At 73.3% G+C, this 14,115-nt stretch carries 15 protein-coding genes and 1 pseudogene; 6 read left to right on the top strand and 10 right to left on the bottom strand.

All coding sequences use genetic code 11. The annotated features are described in order from the left end of the window. Positions 1-1,245, bottom strand: a complete 1,245-nt coding sequence (locus tag EO776_RS13025) for a translation initiation factor IF-2 subunit gamma (protein WP_049930268.1) — start codon at positions 1,243-1,245, stop codon at positions 1-3. Between the two features lie 182 nt (positions 1,246-1,427). On the opposite strand from EO776_RS13025, the gene EO776_RS13020 reads away from it, so the two are divergent. Continuing rightward, the gene (locus tag EO776_RS13020) at positions 1,428-1,883 is read left to right on the top strand and encodes a DUF5810 domain-containing protein (RefSeq protein WP_049930271.1); all 456 of its coding nucleotides are present in this window, start codon (positions 1,428-1,430) and stop codon (positions 1,881-1,883) included. 36 nt (positions 1,884-1,919) lie between these two features. Beyond that, positions 1,920-2,357 (top strand): DUF5809 family protein, encoded by a 438-nt coding sequence (locus EO776_RS13015; protein WP_129452437.1) that lies wholly within the window; start codon positions 1,920-1,922, stop codon positions 2,355-2,357. A 98-nt stretch (positions 2,358-2,455) separates the two neighbouring features. Here the strand turns inward: EO776_RS13015 and EO776_RS13010 are convergent, their stop codons facing one another. The 8 genes and pseudogenes from EO776_RS13010 to cofD all read right to left on the bottom strand — a co-directional run bounded on the left by EO776_RS13010 (position 2,456) and on the right by cofD (position 8,226). Next, a complete protein-coding gene (locus EO776_RS13010) occupies positions 2,456-2,722 on the bottom strand; it encodes an elongation factor 1-beta (RefSeq protein ID WP_049930274.1) in 267 nt (88 codons plus the stop codon). 1 nt (position 2,723) lies between these two features. Then, positions 2,724-2,903, bottom strand: a complete 180-nt coding sequence (locus EO776_RS13005; protein WP_049930276.1) for an HVO_2753 family zinc finger protein — start codon at positions 2,901-2,903, stop codon at positions 2,724-2,726. A gap of 121 nt (positions 2,904-3,024) precedes the next feature. Then, positions 3,025-4,259: pseudogene (locus EO776_RS13000) on the bottom strand (tripartite tricarboxylate transporter permease). Positions 4,260-4,342: 83 nt separating this feature from the next. After that, on the bottom strand, positions 4,343-4,537 hold the full coding sequence (locus EO776_RS12995; RefSeq protein WP_049930279.1) for a 30S ribosomal protein S17e: 195 nt from the start codon (positions 4,535-4,537) through the stop codon (positions 4,343-4,345). Positions 4,538-4,641: 104 nt separating this feature from the next. After that, positions 4,642-5,277 carry a DUF447 domain-containing protein gene (locus EO776_RS12990; protein ID WP_089308343.1) on the bottom strand — a complete coding sequence of 212 codons (636 nt, stop codon included), beginning with the start codon at positions 5,275-5,277 and terminating at the stop codon, positions 4,642-4,644. Next, the gene (locus tag EO776_RS12985) at positions 5,274-6,275 is read right to left on the bottom strand and encodes a triphosphoribosyl-dephospho-CoA synthase (protein WP_086219256.1); all 1,002 of its coding nucleotides are present in this window, start codon (positions 6,273-6,275) and stop codon (positions 5,274-5,276) included. The genes EO776_RS12990 and EO776_RS12985 overlap by 4 nt, the downstream gene beginning before the upstream one ends. A 47-nt stretch (positions 6,276-6,322) precedes the next feature. Beyond that, the gene (locus EO776_RS12980) at positions 6,323-7,177 is read right to left on the bottom strand and encodes a tRNA-dihydrouridine synthase (RefSeq protein ID WP_086219230.1); all 855 of its coding nucleotides are present in this window, start codon (positions 7,175-7,177) and stop codon (positions 6,323-6,325) included. Beyond that, positions 7,174-8,226, bottom strand: a complete 1,053-nt coding sequence (gene cofD / locus EO776_RS12975) for a 2-phospho-L-lactate transferase (RefSeq protein WP_049930284.1) — start codon at positions 8,224-8,226, stop codon at positions 7,174-7,176. Before cofD ends, EO776_RS12980 begins: the two co-directional genes overlap by 4 nt. Before the next feature lie 195 nt (positions 8,227-8,421). On the opposite strand from cofD, the gene EO776_RS12970 reads away from it, so the two are divergent. Then, the gene (locus tag EO776_RS12970) at positions 8,422-8,937 is read left to right on the top strand and encodes a hypothetical protein (protein ID WP_086219228.1); all 516 of its coding nucleotides are present in this window, start codon (positions 8,422-8,424) and stop codon (positions 8,935-8,937) included. Between the two features lie 55 nt (positions 8,938-8,992). Here the strand turns inward: EO776_RS12970 and EO776_RS12965 are convergent, their stop codons facing one another. Continuing rightward, on the bottom strand, positions 8,993-9,931 hold the full coding sequence (locus tag EO776_RS12965; RefSeq protein WP_094521436.1) for an isoaspartyl peptidase/L-asparaginase: 939 nt from the start codon (positions 9,929-9,931) through the stop codon (positions 8,993-8,995). Positions 9,932-10,053: 122 nt separating this feature from the next. Between EO776_RS12965 and EO776_RS12960 the strand changes: the two genes are divergently transcribed. The 3 genes from EO776_RS12960 to icd all read left to right on the top strand — a co-directional run bounded on the left by EO776_RS12960 (position 10,054) and on the right by icd (position 14,064). Further along, entirely contained in the window at positions 10,054-11,583 is a 1,530-nt protein-coding gene (locus EO776_RS12960; RefSeq protein WP_094521435.1) for an HTTM domain-containing protein, read from the top strand. 57 nt (positions 11,584-11,640) lie between these two features. Then, a complete protein-coding gene (locus tag EO776_RS12955) occupies positions 11,641-12,645 on the top strand; it encodes a glycosyltransferase (RefSeq protein WP_049930293.1) in 1,005 nt (334 codons plus the stop codon). 156 nt (positions 12,646-12,801) lie between these two features. Beyond that, the gene (gene icd / locus EO776_RS12950) at positions 12,802-14,064 is read left to right on the top strand and encodes an isocitrate dehydrogenase (NADP(+)) (RefSeq protein WP_094521434.1); all 1,263 of its coding nucleotides are present in this window, start codon (positions 12,802-12,804) and stop codon (positions 14,062-14,064) included. Positions 14,065-14,115: the final 51 nt, after the last annotated feature.

Below are 14,115 nucleotides of genomic sequence, written 5' to 3'. Positions count from 1 at the left end.
CTACGTGAGCGTTCCGACGCCGATGAGCCGCCAGCGCGCGCCGACGCGCCGGTTGATCGCGATCTGCGCGCCCTCCTCGGCGCAGACGGGCCGCTTGAGGCTCACCTCGCACTCACCGTCGCGCGCGCTCGTCACCGCGCCGACCGTCGTCGCGGTACCGACCGTGAGCATCAGGGGCTCGCCGGTGCTGATCTCCTCGATGTCGCTCTCGCCGCTCTCGTCGTCCTCCTTGCCGACGACGCGCTCGAGCAGGTCGACCGTCATCTCGAACTCCTCGCGGGTCGGGGGGAGCGTCCCCGGCTCGCCGGCGACCTGGCCGGCGAGGGCGTCGCCCTTCGTCAGGCTCGGGTCGAGCCCGGTGCCGACGCCGAGGAGGCCGCCCGGGTGGGCGGTGTCGACGTCGCGGTTGCCGGCTTGGAGCGACCGGACGGTCGTCTCCAGCGGCCGCCACTCCGTCTGGCCTTCCTCGTCCACCTCGCGCCCCGGTCGGATCTCCAGCCCGTCGCCGACCGACAGCTCGCCGCTGACGAGCGATCCGCCGACGACGCCGCCCTTCAGGTCCTCGGCGGTCGCACCGGGGCGGTTGATGTCGAACGAGCGGGCGGCGTACATCCGGGCGCTCTCGCCCGGGTCGCGGTCCGGCGTCGGGATCTCGGACTCGACCGCGTCGATGAGCAGGTCGAGGTTGACCTCCTGCTGGGCCGAGACGGGGACGATCGGCGCGTCCTCCGCGACGGTTCCCTCGACGAACTCCTGGATCTGCTCGTAGTTGTCGACGGCGCGGTCGCGGCTCACCAGGTCGACCTTGTTCTGCGCGATGACGATGTTCTCGATCCCGATGAGATCGAGCGCCATCAGGTGCTCTTCCGTCTGGGCCTGCGGGACGTCCTCGGTCGCGCTCACGACTAGGACCGCCCCGTCCATGATCGACGCGCCCGAGAGCATCGTCGCCATCAGCGTCTCGTGGCCCGGCGCGTCGACGAACGACACCGTTCGGATCGGTTCGCTCTCGGAGCCGTCCTCGCACTCCTCGTCGACGGTGTAACACTCGGGCTCGTCGACGCCGGGGCAGCGCCGGAACGTCGCGTCCGCGTACCCCAGCCGAATCGAGATGCCGCGTTTCATCTCCTCGCTGTGCTGGTCGGTCCACGAGCCGGACAACGCCTGTACGAGCGTCGTCTTCCCGTGGTCGACGTGACCGACGAGACCGATGTTCACCTCCGGTTGTGTGTTGGCTTCAGTCACTGTTGGACCTCCTAACGGAGTAGTCTTATGCGAATTTCGCCCCGTGCGAGTGATAAAGTTGCTGTTATAGTGGCGTCAGCGCGCGCGACGACCCGGGGCGAGGTCGCGAGCGGTCGCCGTTCGGCGCGGGGCGCTCCACCTTCGACGCGGCTTTACGGCTCACCCGCGAATCTTCGACCGACATGGGATACGCGTGCCCCGTCTGCGACACCCCGCAGCGCGACGGCGAACACCTCGCGCATCACCTCGCGTTCACGGCGATGCTCCACGGCGGCGACCACGAGGCGTGGCTCGACGAACGCGTCGACGACTGGAGCGACCGCGAACCGGCGGAACTCGCGGCCGAGGTGACGCCGCACGCCGACGACGCCGAGTACGACGAGGTGTTCGAGGACACGGTCCCCCGAGGCCGCCCGGACGTCGGAATGGGGTCGGGCGGGGACGCGGCTCCCTCAGACCACGCTCACGACCACGGCCACGCCGACCCCGCTTCCGGGGCCGGCGTCCCGGATCCCGACGCCGTCGACGACCCAGCGGTCGCCGAAGCGCTCCGCGAGGCGCGCGAGATGACCAGAAACGCGGCCGCAGACGACGCCGATGAGGAGTCCGATTCCGCCGACCCCGACCCCGACGCGTAGCGGAACGCCCTTGCCCGCCCCCGGTCAATCGTGTCCATGGAGACCAGAGGCACGTTCGCCCCCCAGACGCGCGCCGAGGCGCTCGAACGGTACGAGGAGGTCGGTCCGGTCGCGCAGGTGGTCGTCCGCGAGGCGACGAAGGCGATGTCGTTCGGCGCCGACGAGTACGACGAGCGCGTCACCCCTGAGGTGATCCGAACCGCCCGCGACGCGACGTTCGCCGAGCTGCTCGCGGTCCACGTCGGCGAGGGCGACGAGTTCGACGCGTGGCTCGTCGACAGCGAGTTCGACGAGGACGCGGTCGTACGGATCGGCTCCGACAGCGTCGACAAAGTCGTCTGGCACCCGATTCCCTTCGCGGACACCGTCGTCGCGGCGACGTACCAAGAGGAGCCGGACGCGGCGGCCAGCACCCTCCGGCGCAACGCCTTCGGGCGCGTGTACCGCGAGGAGTTCTACGAGTCGGGGCGGTAATCGGCCGACCGACACGAACGCCGGAGCGGCGGCTCTCCGAGCGGAACGGAAACCGCAAAACCCGGACCGCGGGTGCCGTCCGAACGGCGGCCCCGGCCTTACAGGCGACCGACGTTCTCGACGTTGACGGACTCGACGTCCTCGACCTGCGAGAACGCCTCCTCGACGGCCTCGGTGCCGCCGGCGCCGTCGGGGACGATGACGGTCGGCAGGAGCGCGACCAGCCCGAACGCGACGTCGTCGCGCTCGAAGCCGCGGATCTTCGCGCCCTCGGGGAGGACCTCCTCCAACCGGTCCTGTAGCTCGTCGAGGTCGACCTCGGGGCTGTTCGGCATGACCTTGATCTTGGCGGCAACGTCGCCCATCTCAGGGCCCCCGGAAGCCGCAGTCGTGGCACTCGTAGAGGTTGCTCTGCTTCCGGCACTTCGCGCACCGGTAGATGGTGGCGCCGCAGTCCGGGCAGGAGAACTGCGCGGCGTTCATCCCGGACACCTGAATCCCACAGGAGACGCACTGCGGGGTGGCTTGAGAGTCGCTCTGGCTCATACACGTACCTACCGGCCGCGACTTTTAACCGTTGTTCTTTGCCTCGGAACCCTCCGTGCGTGACGGTACCGTGCCGCTGCTCGGGCGATCCGCCGCGTCCCGCCGCGGTCTCCGCGACGTCTCACCCGGCGATCAGCGGTCCGATCAACACGCCCATCAGGTGGACGCGCCGCGCGCCGACCCGGGGCGGGGCGAGCCCCAGCGCGCCGGCGACGATCAGGACGCCGACGCCGAACGCCCCGGCGAACGCGTACGAAATGAGCGCGAGCAGCCCCAACACGCCGACAGAGAGCCGGGTGTAGTCGGCGTTCCCGACGATCCGGAGGTACGGGTCGCCGACGAGCACGACCAGCGCGAACCCGAAACACGCCGCGGTCGCGGCCGCGACGAGCAGCAACGGGAGCGCGAACGGCACGCCAGCGCGGTCGATCGCCACGGTCACGCCCGTGCGGGGCGTCCCGAGCGCGACCAGCGCGAACAGCGCAAAGATAGTGTTCGCGGTGTTCGCGCCGCTCGTCGCCACCACGAACCCTCGGTCGACCGACTCGGAGGGCACCGCCGGCATCGCGGCCACGGCGGCGATGGCTGCCGACACGCCCGGCACGTAGCCGACCACCGCGCCGGCGAGCGAGCCGGCACCGGCGCTCGTTCCGAGGTCGCGCGCGTCCATCGCGATCTGCGGGTCGGCCTGCGGCGGGACGCCGTCGCCGCCGAGCGCGTCGACGAGGACCGGAACGCCGAACAGCCCGGCGAAGAGCGGCGCGAGGACGCCGCCGGTCGACAGCGGGGCGCGGGGTCGGCGTCGAGCGTCGCGAGGCCGAGCGCGGCGCTCGCGAGGAAGGCGACGAGTCCGCCGACCGCCGCCCGCCGCGACGACTCCGTCAGGACGAGCGCGACGACGACGGCGCCGAGCAGCAGCGGGAGGTGCGCCCGCAGCGTCGGGTACCACCGGATCATGAGCCACGTGATCGGGACCGCCAGCGGCACCGCGAGCGCGACCGCCAGCCCGGAGCCGACGGCGGAGAGGCGGACCGCCTCTCTCCCCCGCCCCGCGATCACCAACCGATGACCGGGAAGCGCGGCGACTGCGGTCGCGGCGTCGGGGACGCCCAGCGCGAGCGCGGGGACGATGTCGAGGAACGAGTGGACGACGCCGGCGCCGAGCATCGCGACCCCGACGAACAGCGGATCGGCGGGTACCGACGGCGCGAACCCGGCCAAGAGCAGCGCGAAGTTGTTGGCGTGGAGCCCCGGGACCAGCCCGCTCGCGGTCCCGAGCGCGACCCCGGCGAGGAGGAAGGCGAGCGCCCCGGCCGCGAACGCCGGGTCGACCGTCGGCCGCACGAGCGCGTCCATCGAGGCGGCGTGGCCGCGGCTCCGGACTTAAGCGGTCGGACGGTCGGACCCGTCGGCAGAACCGGACGATTCGAACCGAGCGGTTACGCGTTCTGCGCCGCCTGCGACTTCTTCTGGGTGACGTAGCCGGCGATCCGGTTACGGACGCCCTTCGACTCGACGGTCGTCAGCGCCGTGACGCTCTCCTTGTTCGTCTCGAAGTCCGCGTTGAACGAGTCGGGATACTGCTCCAGCAGGAGGTTCCCGAGCTGTTTGATGTACTTGGGTTTGATGGCCATACCGAGCGGTACCGGCGGCCCGAACTAAAAGGGTTCGTTCCGCCGCGAGCGGCCGCGAGGCGCGCTCCCGGCGGCCGAAGCGAGCCTCGGTCGCTCCCGCCCCGTCACTCGCCGTCGCGCTCGCGCCACCCGGTCGCCTCGTCGATGCGATCGAACGCCTCGCGCTCGGCCGGCCCGCCGCAGCGCTCCACCACGTCGGCGAAGTAGCGGAGCCGGTCGAGCAGCTCGGCCGTGTCGAACGACGGCACGTCCAGCCGCGAGGCGGCCACCGTCGCGTCGACGACCGCGCCGAACCCCCGGTTGACGGTGGGAACGCGCTCGGCGACGACCGCCGACTCGACCGGCGACAGCTCCCACGTCCGGATCGTGGTCTCGCCCTCGGCCTCGGCCGCGACCTCCTCCGCGCGCACCTCGACCCACGCGTCGGCGCTCGGGAGGACGGGGTCGTCCGTCTCCCGGACCGTCAGCGCCGCGTCGACGAACGTCCGCGGGTCGACGGTGAACTGGACCACGCCGCCCCCGCGCTCGGCGAAGTTCCGCCACGTCCGGGTGCGGCCGTAGGTGCGCGCGGTGACCGGCTCGTCCGGCTCGTCCGGGGCGTGAACTCCGAGCGCAGCGACGTTCCACCGGTCGTTCGGCCCGCGCGTCGTCACCACCGACTCCGTGACGCCCCGGAGCGGCACCGGCCACCCGTCCGGGGCTACGCCGACGGGCCCCCCGTCCGGCGCTCCATCGCTCACGGCGCCACCTCCGCGCCGCGCCGGAGCGCGACGAACAGCGCCGCGCAGGTGAGGTCGGCGGTCGTGCCGGGGTTGATCCCCTCGGCGACGAACGCCGCCGCCAGCGACTCCGCGGCGTCGAGGTCGGCGCCGTGAACGGCCTCGGCGTCGACCGCGGAGACGTCTCCGACGGGGTCGCTCGGGTCGCTGCCGTCCGGATACAGGATCTCTCTCGCCCGCGCGCTCGCCTCGCGGGCCGTCTCCGCCCCCCGAGTCGACGCGACGAGGGTGTCCGGCTCCGCGGCGAGCAGCCCGAGGAACGCCCGCGCCGCCCGGTCGGCCAGCGGCCCCTCGTCCGTCAGGATCCACTCGGCCGCGCGGAACGTCCGCGGGAACCCCTCGACCCACTCCGCCGCGTTGCGGTCCGGGACGCGGTCAGAGGCGGCCGAGCCGCCCGCCGCCCCAGCGTCGACCGGGTCCGCTGACAGCGCGAGCACGTCCCGAAGCGTCGTCTCGCGCTCGCGGAGCGCGGGCTCGGCGGCGCCCCCGCGGCGCACGTCGAGGTCGGCCGCGCCCTCCGGCGGGTCGTCGACCGCGACGTCGACGACCTCGAACACCCGGTAGAACGCGACCGCGTCGTCGACGGTCGTCGACCGACAGACCGCGTCCACGCCGGCGGGGGAGAGCTCGCGGTCGGGGTCCGCAGCCGCCCGCACCAGCGGGACGAGCAGCAGGAGACAGCCGAACTGGGTGTTCGTGCCGGCGCGTGCGGCCATCCCCTCCACGGCCCGCTCGAAGGCCGCGCCGACCGCGGGCCGCTCGGCGACGCCGCCGTCGGTCTCGGCAGCCAGTTCGAGCCCCGGCCGGGCGCCGACCGCGCCGCCGAGGAACGCCTCGAACCGGAGGTCGTCGAGGTCGCGGCGGCGGTCCACGTTCCCGGGCTTCGGCGTGCCGGCCACCTCCACCAGGAGCGCGAGCGTCGCGTCGTCGACGGGGTCCGTCGCCCCGCTCGGCGTCACGTCTTCCGCCGGTTTCGTCGCATCTCCTGTCGGGCGCTCGTCACCGCTCACGGCCGCACCTCCGGCCCGGGATCCGCTTCGCCGGCGCGCTCCCGCAGCGATCCCGCCCGCCACTCATCGACAGCGTCCGCGACGCGCGCGAGGACCGGCGGGTCCTCCGTCGGGCGCCCCGCGCTCACCGCGTCGGCCCCGTGCGCGGCGTATTCGGCGACCGTCTCGCGGCCTCGGACGCCGTTGTTGGCGACGACTGTCAGGTCGGCGAGGCGGTCTCCGCCCCCGGATGCCGCGTCGACCGCCGCTGCGAGGTCCGCGATCACCGCCTCCGAGTCCATCGCGTCGACGTGGAGCCAGTCCGCGCCCGCGCTCGCGACGCGCTCCGCGACGGCGACGAGGTCGACGCCGGGCACCTCGGCGCGGACCTTCACGCTCGTCGTCGCGCCCGTCCCGCTCGCGGCGGCGACGTACCGCGTCAACCGGGCCGGATCGCGGAGCAGCGACTCGCCGCAGCCGACCGCGCGGAGTTCGGGCTGCCGACAGTGGGCGTTGACCTCGCAGACCGCGCCGCGGTCGGCGCAGATCCGCGCGGCCTCCCGGACCGGCTCCGGCGCCGCGCTCCGGACGTTGACCCCCGGCCGGACCGGAACCTCGGCGAGCGCGTCGATCTGGTCGGCGACGAACCCGAGCGGGTCGGTCGGGAGGAACTCCGATCGCCCGCGCGCGACGAGATCGCGGGCGGCCGCCCGACTGGCGGGATCGAGCGCGACCCCGCCGAGTAGCGCGGCGTCGACGTGCTCGGCCGCAGCGCGGGCCCACTCGCTGTCGGCCGCGCCGCTGAGGCTCGCGGCGACGAGGAACGGATCGTCGCCCGCGGACGCTCCGGCCGCGTCGGCGCGCCGGGTCACTCCGCCCCCTCCCGCGGCGCCCCCGCGTCCGCCGCGCCGCCGGCGACCGCCGTCAGCGCTCGTTCGCAGGCCCGGGCGACGCGCTCGGCGTCGTCGACGCCGTCGATCTCCGTGTCGGTGCGCTCGACGTGCCGATCGAGGTCGGTCGGGTCGTCGTCGTCGAGGACGAACGCGTCCGCGAAGGGGTACGCTTCGGCCACCCCCGCTGTCGAGGGCTCGCGGCCGACGCCCGCCATCAGCTCCGCGGCCGGGCCGGAGAACACCTCGTCGCCGACGAACGGCGAGACGGCGACCACGGGCGTCTCGCGGAGCGCGCGCTCGAACCCGGGGAGCGCCAGCATCGGGCCGAGGCTCGTCACCGGGTTCGAGGGGCCGATCACGACCGGGTCGGCGAGCGCCGCCAGCGCGGCGTCGGTCGGTTCCGCGTCGGCCGCCCCCCGGAACTCCACGTCGGCGACCGCGGGCTCGGCGCGGCGCGCGACCCAGTACTCCTGGAAGTGGATGGTCTCGCCGCCCTCGGTGTGGACCAGCGTCGCCACCGCGTCGTCGGACATCGGGAGGAGGTCGACGTCGAGGTCGAACGCCGCGGCGAGGACGCGGACCGCCTCGGTGAGCGACTTCCCCTCGTCGAGCAGGCCCGTGCGCGTGAGGTGGACCGCGCGGTCGCGGTCGCCGATCTCCATGAACTCGCCGACCGCGGAGAACCGCCGCCAGCGGGCGATCTCGCGGCCAGCGGTCTGCGTCGCGTCGTCGAGGTAGCGCGGGGTCCCCGGCTCGCCGTCGAGCGCGTCGCCCGCGGCGCTCGCGAGGCGGGAGAGCTCCTCGTGGGTCGCGGTCGTGTCGCCGTCGATACCCCACCACGTCTCGCGGTCGAGGACGCCGCCGCCCGCGAACAGCACGGTGTCGACGTCGGGGCAGACGAGGTGACCGCCGATCTCGACGTCGTCGCCGGTGTTGGCGACGACCGCGGTCTCGGACGGATCGAACACCCGGGCCGCGCCGTCGAGGAGCTTCGGCGTGCCCGTCCCCCCGGCGAGGAAGGTTACCATACCGGCGCAAGGCGACGGTCGGGCTTGTATCCTCGCCTCCGCGGGCGACGAGGTACGACCGGTGCTACCAGTGGCGGTCCCCTCGAGTCACCGTCGCGGGGGCAGTCGACGGAGGCGCTGAAAGCCGCCAATAGGTGTCGAAAGCTACATATCAGACGAACCGAAAGAACCGTCTCGACACCGTCCTGTCCCCTCATGAATTTCACGACCGAAGCACACCTCGATGAATATATCATCGACGGAGAAAACACGGTCTCGTTTTCTGCGTCCGACGGGGAACTTACCTACCGTCGGCCGTCCGCGGACGAACCCGTCTCGATCCCGGTCCGCGATATCACAAGCGTCGAGTTCGAGCGGGACACGAGCCTCCACCGGCACACGTTCCTCGGACTGTTCTTCCTCGTCCTCTCGCTCGTCCTCACCGTCGGCGCTATCGGGCTGGTGTACACCGGACGCGTCGAGACCCGCCCCGAGATCGCGTTCGCGGCGTTCCTCGGGCTGTTCGCGGTCGGCGGCTGGAACACGACCCGCGACTTCCTCTCTCACTCGGACCGCGACGTGATCGACGTCTACGTCAACACCGAGGCGGAAACCCACGTCCTCTGCGGCGAGGTCGGTCACGCCGGGTTCGTCGACGCCTGCGGACAGCTCATCGACTCCGACGTTCCCACGACGAACCGCAACCGAAAGCTCGCGACCGCCCTCGAATAGCGCGGGTCCGTCGCCCGGCCGGGACGCCGCCTCGCCGCGCCGGACTCGCCGGCGGCTATTCGTGTGCGACGCTCGTCTGCATCCCCTCGGTGTTGAACGCGCTCCCCGCCGCGTCTGCGCCCGCCGCGGTCGGGTCGAGGACGATGACGCCCGCCCCCGACCCGGTCAGCCCCTCGAACTCCGCGATCGCCCGGTCCGCCGCCTCCTGCGCCCCGAGGCCGTCATCGAGGTGGCCGACCGCTCGTCGCGAGAGCGTCACCCGCGCGATGTCTTCGCCGGCGCCCGTCGCGCTCGCCCCGCCGGCCTCGGTACAAAAGAAGCCGGAGCCGACCTGCGGCACGTCGCCGACGCGCCCCGCGAGCGCGAACGACCGCCCGCCGGTCGAGGTGACCGCCGCGACGCGCTCCCCGTCGGTCGCGACCGCGCCGACGGTGTCGTGATCGGAGGCGCGGCCCGACGCCTCGACCCCCGTCCCGTCGCCGTCGTCCGGCCGCTCGCCGGCCCGATCGTCGCCCGACCCGAACCGCGACGCGAGCCAGTCGAGGTGCTCCCGCGGGCCGCCCCGCGGCGGGTCCTCCGCCTCGTATCGCTCCCGCGTCTCGTCGGTGAGCAGGGCGGCGCCCGTCTCGACGCCGAACTCCGCCGCGAGTTCGACGGCGTGTTCACCCGAGACGAAGACGTGCGGCGTCTCGTCACGGACGATCCGGGCGACGCTCGCCGCGTGTTCGACGCCCGGCATCGAGCAGGCCGCGCCGATCTCGCGGTCCGAGGTCATCACGCCCGCGTCGGTGCGGACGACGCCGTCGGACTGGACCGCGCCGCCGACGCCCGCGTTGAACCGGGGGTCCGATTCGAGGACGGCAACCGCCGACTCCACCGCGTCGAGCGGCGTCGCGGCGTCGGCGCCGCGCGCGGCCGCCTCGTCGAGGACCGCCTGCCTGGGCTCCGGGTCGTCCGGGGCGCCGCCGGCGCCGCCGTGAACGATGACTCGCATACCGGAGGCTCCCGCGGCGGCCACATAAGCGTCCGGAAGCCGGCGGCGACCGCTGGGGTCGACCGGCCTCCCGCTCCGCCGCCGCAAGACCTATTCCCGCCGCTGGGCGAGTCGGAGCCATCGTGACGACGGCCGATTCCGCCGGCGGCGCCGCCCCACGCCGCGCCGCGTCCCGGCTCCGCGCCGCGCTCCGCCGGCGACTCGGGATTGACCCCCGCGCGCTCGCCGCGTTCCGGATCGCGCTCGGCGCCGTCCTCCTCGTCGACCTCGCGCTCCGGTCGCGGAACCTCGTCGCCTTCTACACGGACGCCGGCGTCCTCCCGCGGGCGACGCTCACCGACGCGTATCCACTCGGCGCCCGCTTCTCGCTCCACGCCGTCTCCGGCGAGGCGTGGGCCGTCGCGCTGCTGTTCCTCGCCGCCGCGCTCGCCGCCGTCGCGCTCGCGGTCGGCCACCGGACCCGCGTCGCGGTCGTCGCCTCCCTGCTCCTGCTCGCGTCGCTTCAGGCGCGGAACCCCTTCGTCCTCAACGCCGGGGACACCCTCCTCCTCCAGCTGCTCGGCGCCGGACTCCTGTGCCCGCTCAGCGCTCGCTGGTCGGTCGACGCGGTCCGCCGCCGCGCCCCCGATGCCGCGGCCCCGCCCAGCGGCGACGGCCGCGACCGCGTCGCGGGCCCCGCATCGGCGCTCCTCCTGACGCTCGCGGTCGTCGTGTACGTCGCCAACGCGGTCGAGAAGTTCCGAGGGTCGATGTGGCCCGGCGGCGAGGCGGTCGCGCGCGTGTTCCGGCTCACCTACCTCCACGGCCCGCTCGGCGGGCTCGTCCCTGAGTGGCCGGCGCTGCTCTCGGCGGCCACCTACGGCTGGCTCGCGCTGCTCGTCGCCTCCCCGCTGCTGGTCGCGGCCGCCGGCCGGGTCCGGGCCGCGCTCGCGGGGACGTTCGTCGCCGCGCACCTCTCGATGGCCGCCGCGCTACAGATCGGCGTGTTCCCCGCGATCTCCGCGACCTCGCTGCTGCCCTTCTTCCCGCCGTTCGTCTGGGACCGCGTCGAGCGCGCGGTCGCCCCCGCCGCCGACCGGCTCCACTGCCTCGCGGAGCGTCGGACCGTCTCCGCGGGACGACCGGCCGGTCCGCGGTCGCTCCGGGTCCTCCGCGAGGGAGTCGCGGCCGCGATCCCGGTCCTCGCCGCGGTCCTCCTCGTCGCGGTCGTCGCGTGGAACGGGATGGCGCTCGGGGCCGTCGAGACGCCCGACGCGGTCACGTCGGTGTCCGACCCGACGGAGGGCGGCTGGACCATGTTCGCGCCGAACCCGCCCTCGACCGACGCGCGCGTGTCGGCGACCGCCGCGACCGCCGACGGCGACCGGATCGACGCGCTGTATGGCGACCGCGTCGCGCGCGACCGACCGCCCTCCGACGCCCGCGCGTACCCGACCGCGCGCTGGCGGAAGCTCCTCACGGCGCTCGCGAACAACCCTGACTCGGCCCGCGTCGACCCGCTGCTCGCGCACCTCTGCGACCGGGCGGGGGGCTTCGCCGAGGGTGGAGACGGCGCGATCCGGTCGGTCACGGTGTCGGCCGTCGACGTCGACGTGAGGGACGGGGAGACGGGGGTCGACGAACTGGGGACGCGCTCGTGCTCGGCGCCGTGAACGGGGCGCGAGACTCGATCGCGGACGTTTACTTTCGGACCGCCCGATACCCCTGTCGTGACAGCTCCGGAACCGACCGCGTCGCCGGGAAACTCGACGCCGGTGTCCGTCCTGCTCCCGACCGTCCGCTGGACCGACGCCTGCGACGAGGTGGCGGCCCAGCTCCGCGGGTCCGAGGCGCTCGGCGGTGAGGCGAGCGGCGCGGCCGACGACGACGCGGACGCCGACGAACTCCTCGTGATCTGCGACTCCCCGGACGACCCGGTCGCCGACCGGCGGGGGGACCTGCCGCCCCGCGTCCGGATCGTCATCGCCGGCGAACCGGAGGGGTGTTCCGGCAAGGCCAACGCGATCGCCGCCGGGATGGCGGCGGCCGCGAACGACCGGATCGCCTGGACGGACGACGACTTCCGCCATCCGCCCGACTGGCTGGCGACGCTCGACGCCGACTACGACCGGCAGGGGCCCACCACGGAGGTCCCGGTGTTCGTCGGGCTCGACCCGCTGGCTCGCCTGTTCGAACCCGCGTACGTGATCGGCGGGACGCTCGCGGTGTTCGCGGCCGGCGTCGCGTGGGGCGGCGCGGTAATATTCGAGCGCGAGGACCTCCGCGCCGGGGAGGCGGCGTTCCGCCGGGACCTCCTGCGGACGGTCAGCGACGACGGGACGCTCACCGACCATCTCGACGTGGCGTCGGTCGACCGGACGCGGTACGTCCGGGCGGGCGGGTCGGCCCGGGACTCGCTGGAGCGGTTCGTCCGCTTCCTGACGATCACCCGGTACCACGCCCCCGGGGCGACCGCGTTCAACGCCGCCTTCGGCGTCTCGATGGCGGCGCTCTGCCTGTTCGCGCCGGTCGCCGGGGTGACGCTCGTCACGGCCCTCGCCGGGGCGGCGTACGCCCGGTTCGGGATCCGGCGCGCGACGTTCCTGCTCGCCGCGCCGGGCGTGCTGATCGCGCCCCCGCTGATGGCGTACGCGTTCGCCCGCCGGACGTTCGTCTGGGGCGGGCGCCGCTACCGCTGGCGGTCGCTGTTCGACGTCGAGGTCGAGCCGATCTGACCGCGGGACACCGCGGGGAGGCGTCGGGGCCGCCCGCGGTGAGAACGGGAGAGACTGCGAGAGCGCCCGCGGCGAGAACCGGCAAAGGCTGCGAGCGCGACGCTCACGCCGAAAACGGCAACCACTTTAGGGGGCCACGGAAATCGTCGAACGTTCATGAGTTACGATAAAGTCGATGTCCCTGACGACGGCGAAGCGATCACGCTCGCCGACGAGGAGACCGGCGAGCTGAACGTGCCGTCGAACCCCATCATCCCGATCATCCACGGCGACGGAATCGGCACCGACGTCGGGCCGGCCGCACAGCAGGTGCTCGACGCCGCCGCGGAAGCGACCGGCCGATCCATCTCGTGGATGCGCGTCTACGCCGGTGCCAGCGCCCGCGAGAAGTACGACGAGAACCTCCCCGAGGACACCGTCTCGGCCATCCGCGACCACCGCGTCGCGATCAAGGGCCCGCTGACGACCCCCGTCGGCGCCGGCTTCCGCTCGCTGAACGTCGCCCTCCGCAAGACGCTCGACCTGTTCGCGAACGTCCGTCCCACCTACCACCTCGAGGGCGTCCCGTCCCCCGTCAAGAGCCCCGGGGAGATGGACATGGTCACGTTCCGCGAGAACACCGAGGACGTCTACGCCGGCGTCGAGTGGGAGGCCGGCACCGAGGGCGCGGAGCAGGTACGCGACTTCCTCGAGGACGACATGGGCATCGCGGACGTCATCCACGACGGTCCGGTCGGCATCGGCGTCAAGCCCATCTCCGAGTTCGGCTCGAAGCGCCTCATCCGCGAGGCCGTCGACTACGCGCTCGCGAACGGCCGCGACTCGGTCACCCTCGTCCACAAGGGGAACATCATGAAGTTCACCGAGGGCGCCTTCCGCGACTGGGGCTACGAGGTCACCGAGGAGGAGTACGGCGACGACGTGATCACCGAGGACCAGCTCTGGGAGGAGCACGACGGCGAGCAGCCGGAGGGCACCCTCGTCGTGAAAGACCGCATCGCGGACAACATGCTCCAGCAGCTGCTGACCCGCACCGACGAGTACTCCGTCATCGCGACGATGAACCTCAACGGCGACTACATGTCCGACGCCGCCGGCGCGCAGATCGGCGGCCTCGGCATCGCGCCCGGCATCAACCGCGGTCACGGCCGCTGTCTCGCCGAGCCCGTCCACGGCTCCGCGCCCAAGTACGCCGGCGAGGACAAGGTGAACCCCACCGCGATGATCCTCTCGGGCCGCGAGATGCTCGACTACCTCGGCTGGTCCGACGCCGCGGACCTCGTGCGCGACGCTGTCGAGGAGACCATCGCCTCGGGCAAGGTCACCTACGACCTCCACCGGCAGATCGAGGGCGGCGAGAAGCTCGCCACCAGCGAGTTCGCGGACGCCGTCGTCGACAAGATCGACGAACTGGCGTAAGGCTCCGTCGTCGACCCCGCGGTCAACGACTCCTCTTCTCTCCAAATCGTC

It is taken from the genome of Halorubrum ezzemoulense (assembly GCF_004126515.1).
GTDB classification, from domain to species: Archaea; Halobacteriota; Halobacteria; order Halobacteriales; family Haloferacaceae; genus Halorubrum; species Halorubrum ezzemoulense.
This window is presented reverse-complemented; position numbering and strand designations above follow the sequence as displayed.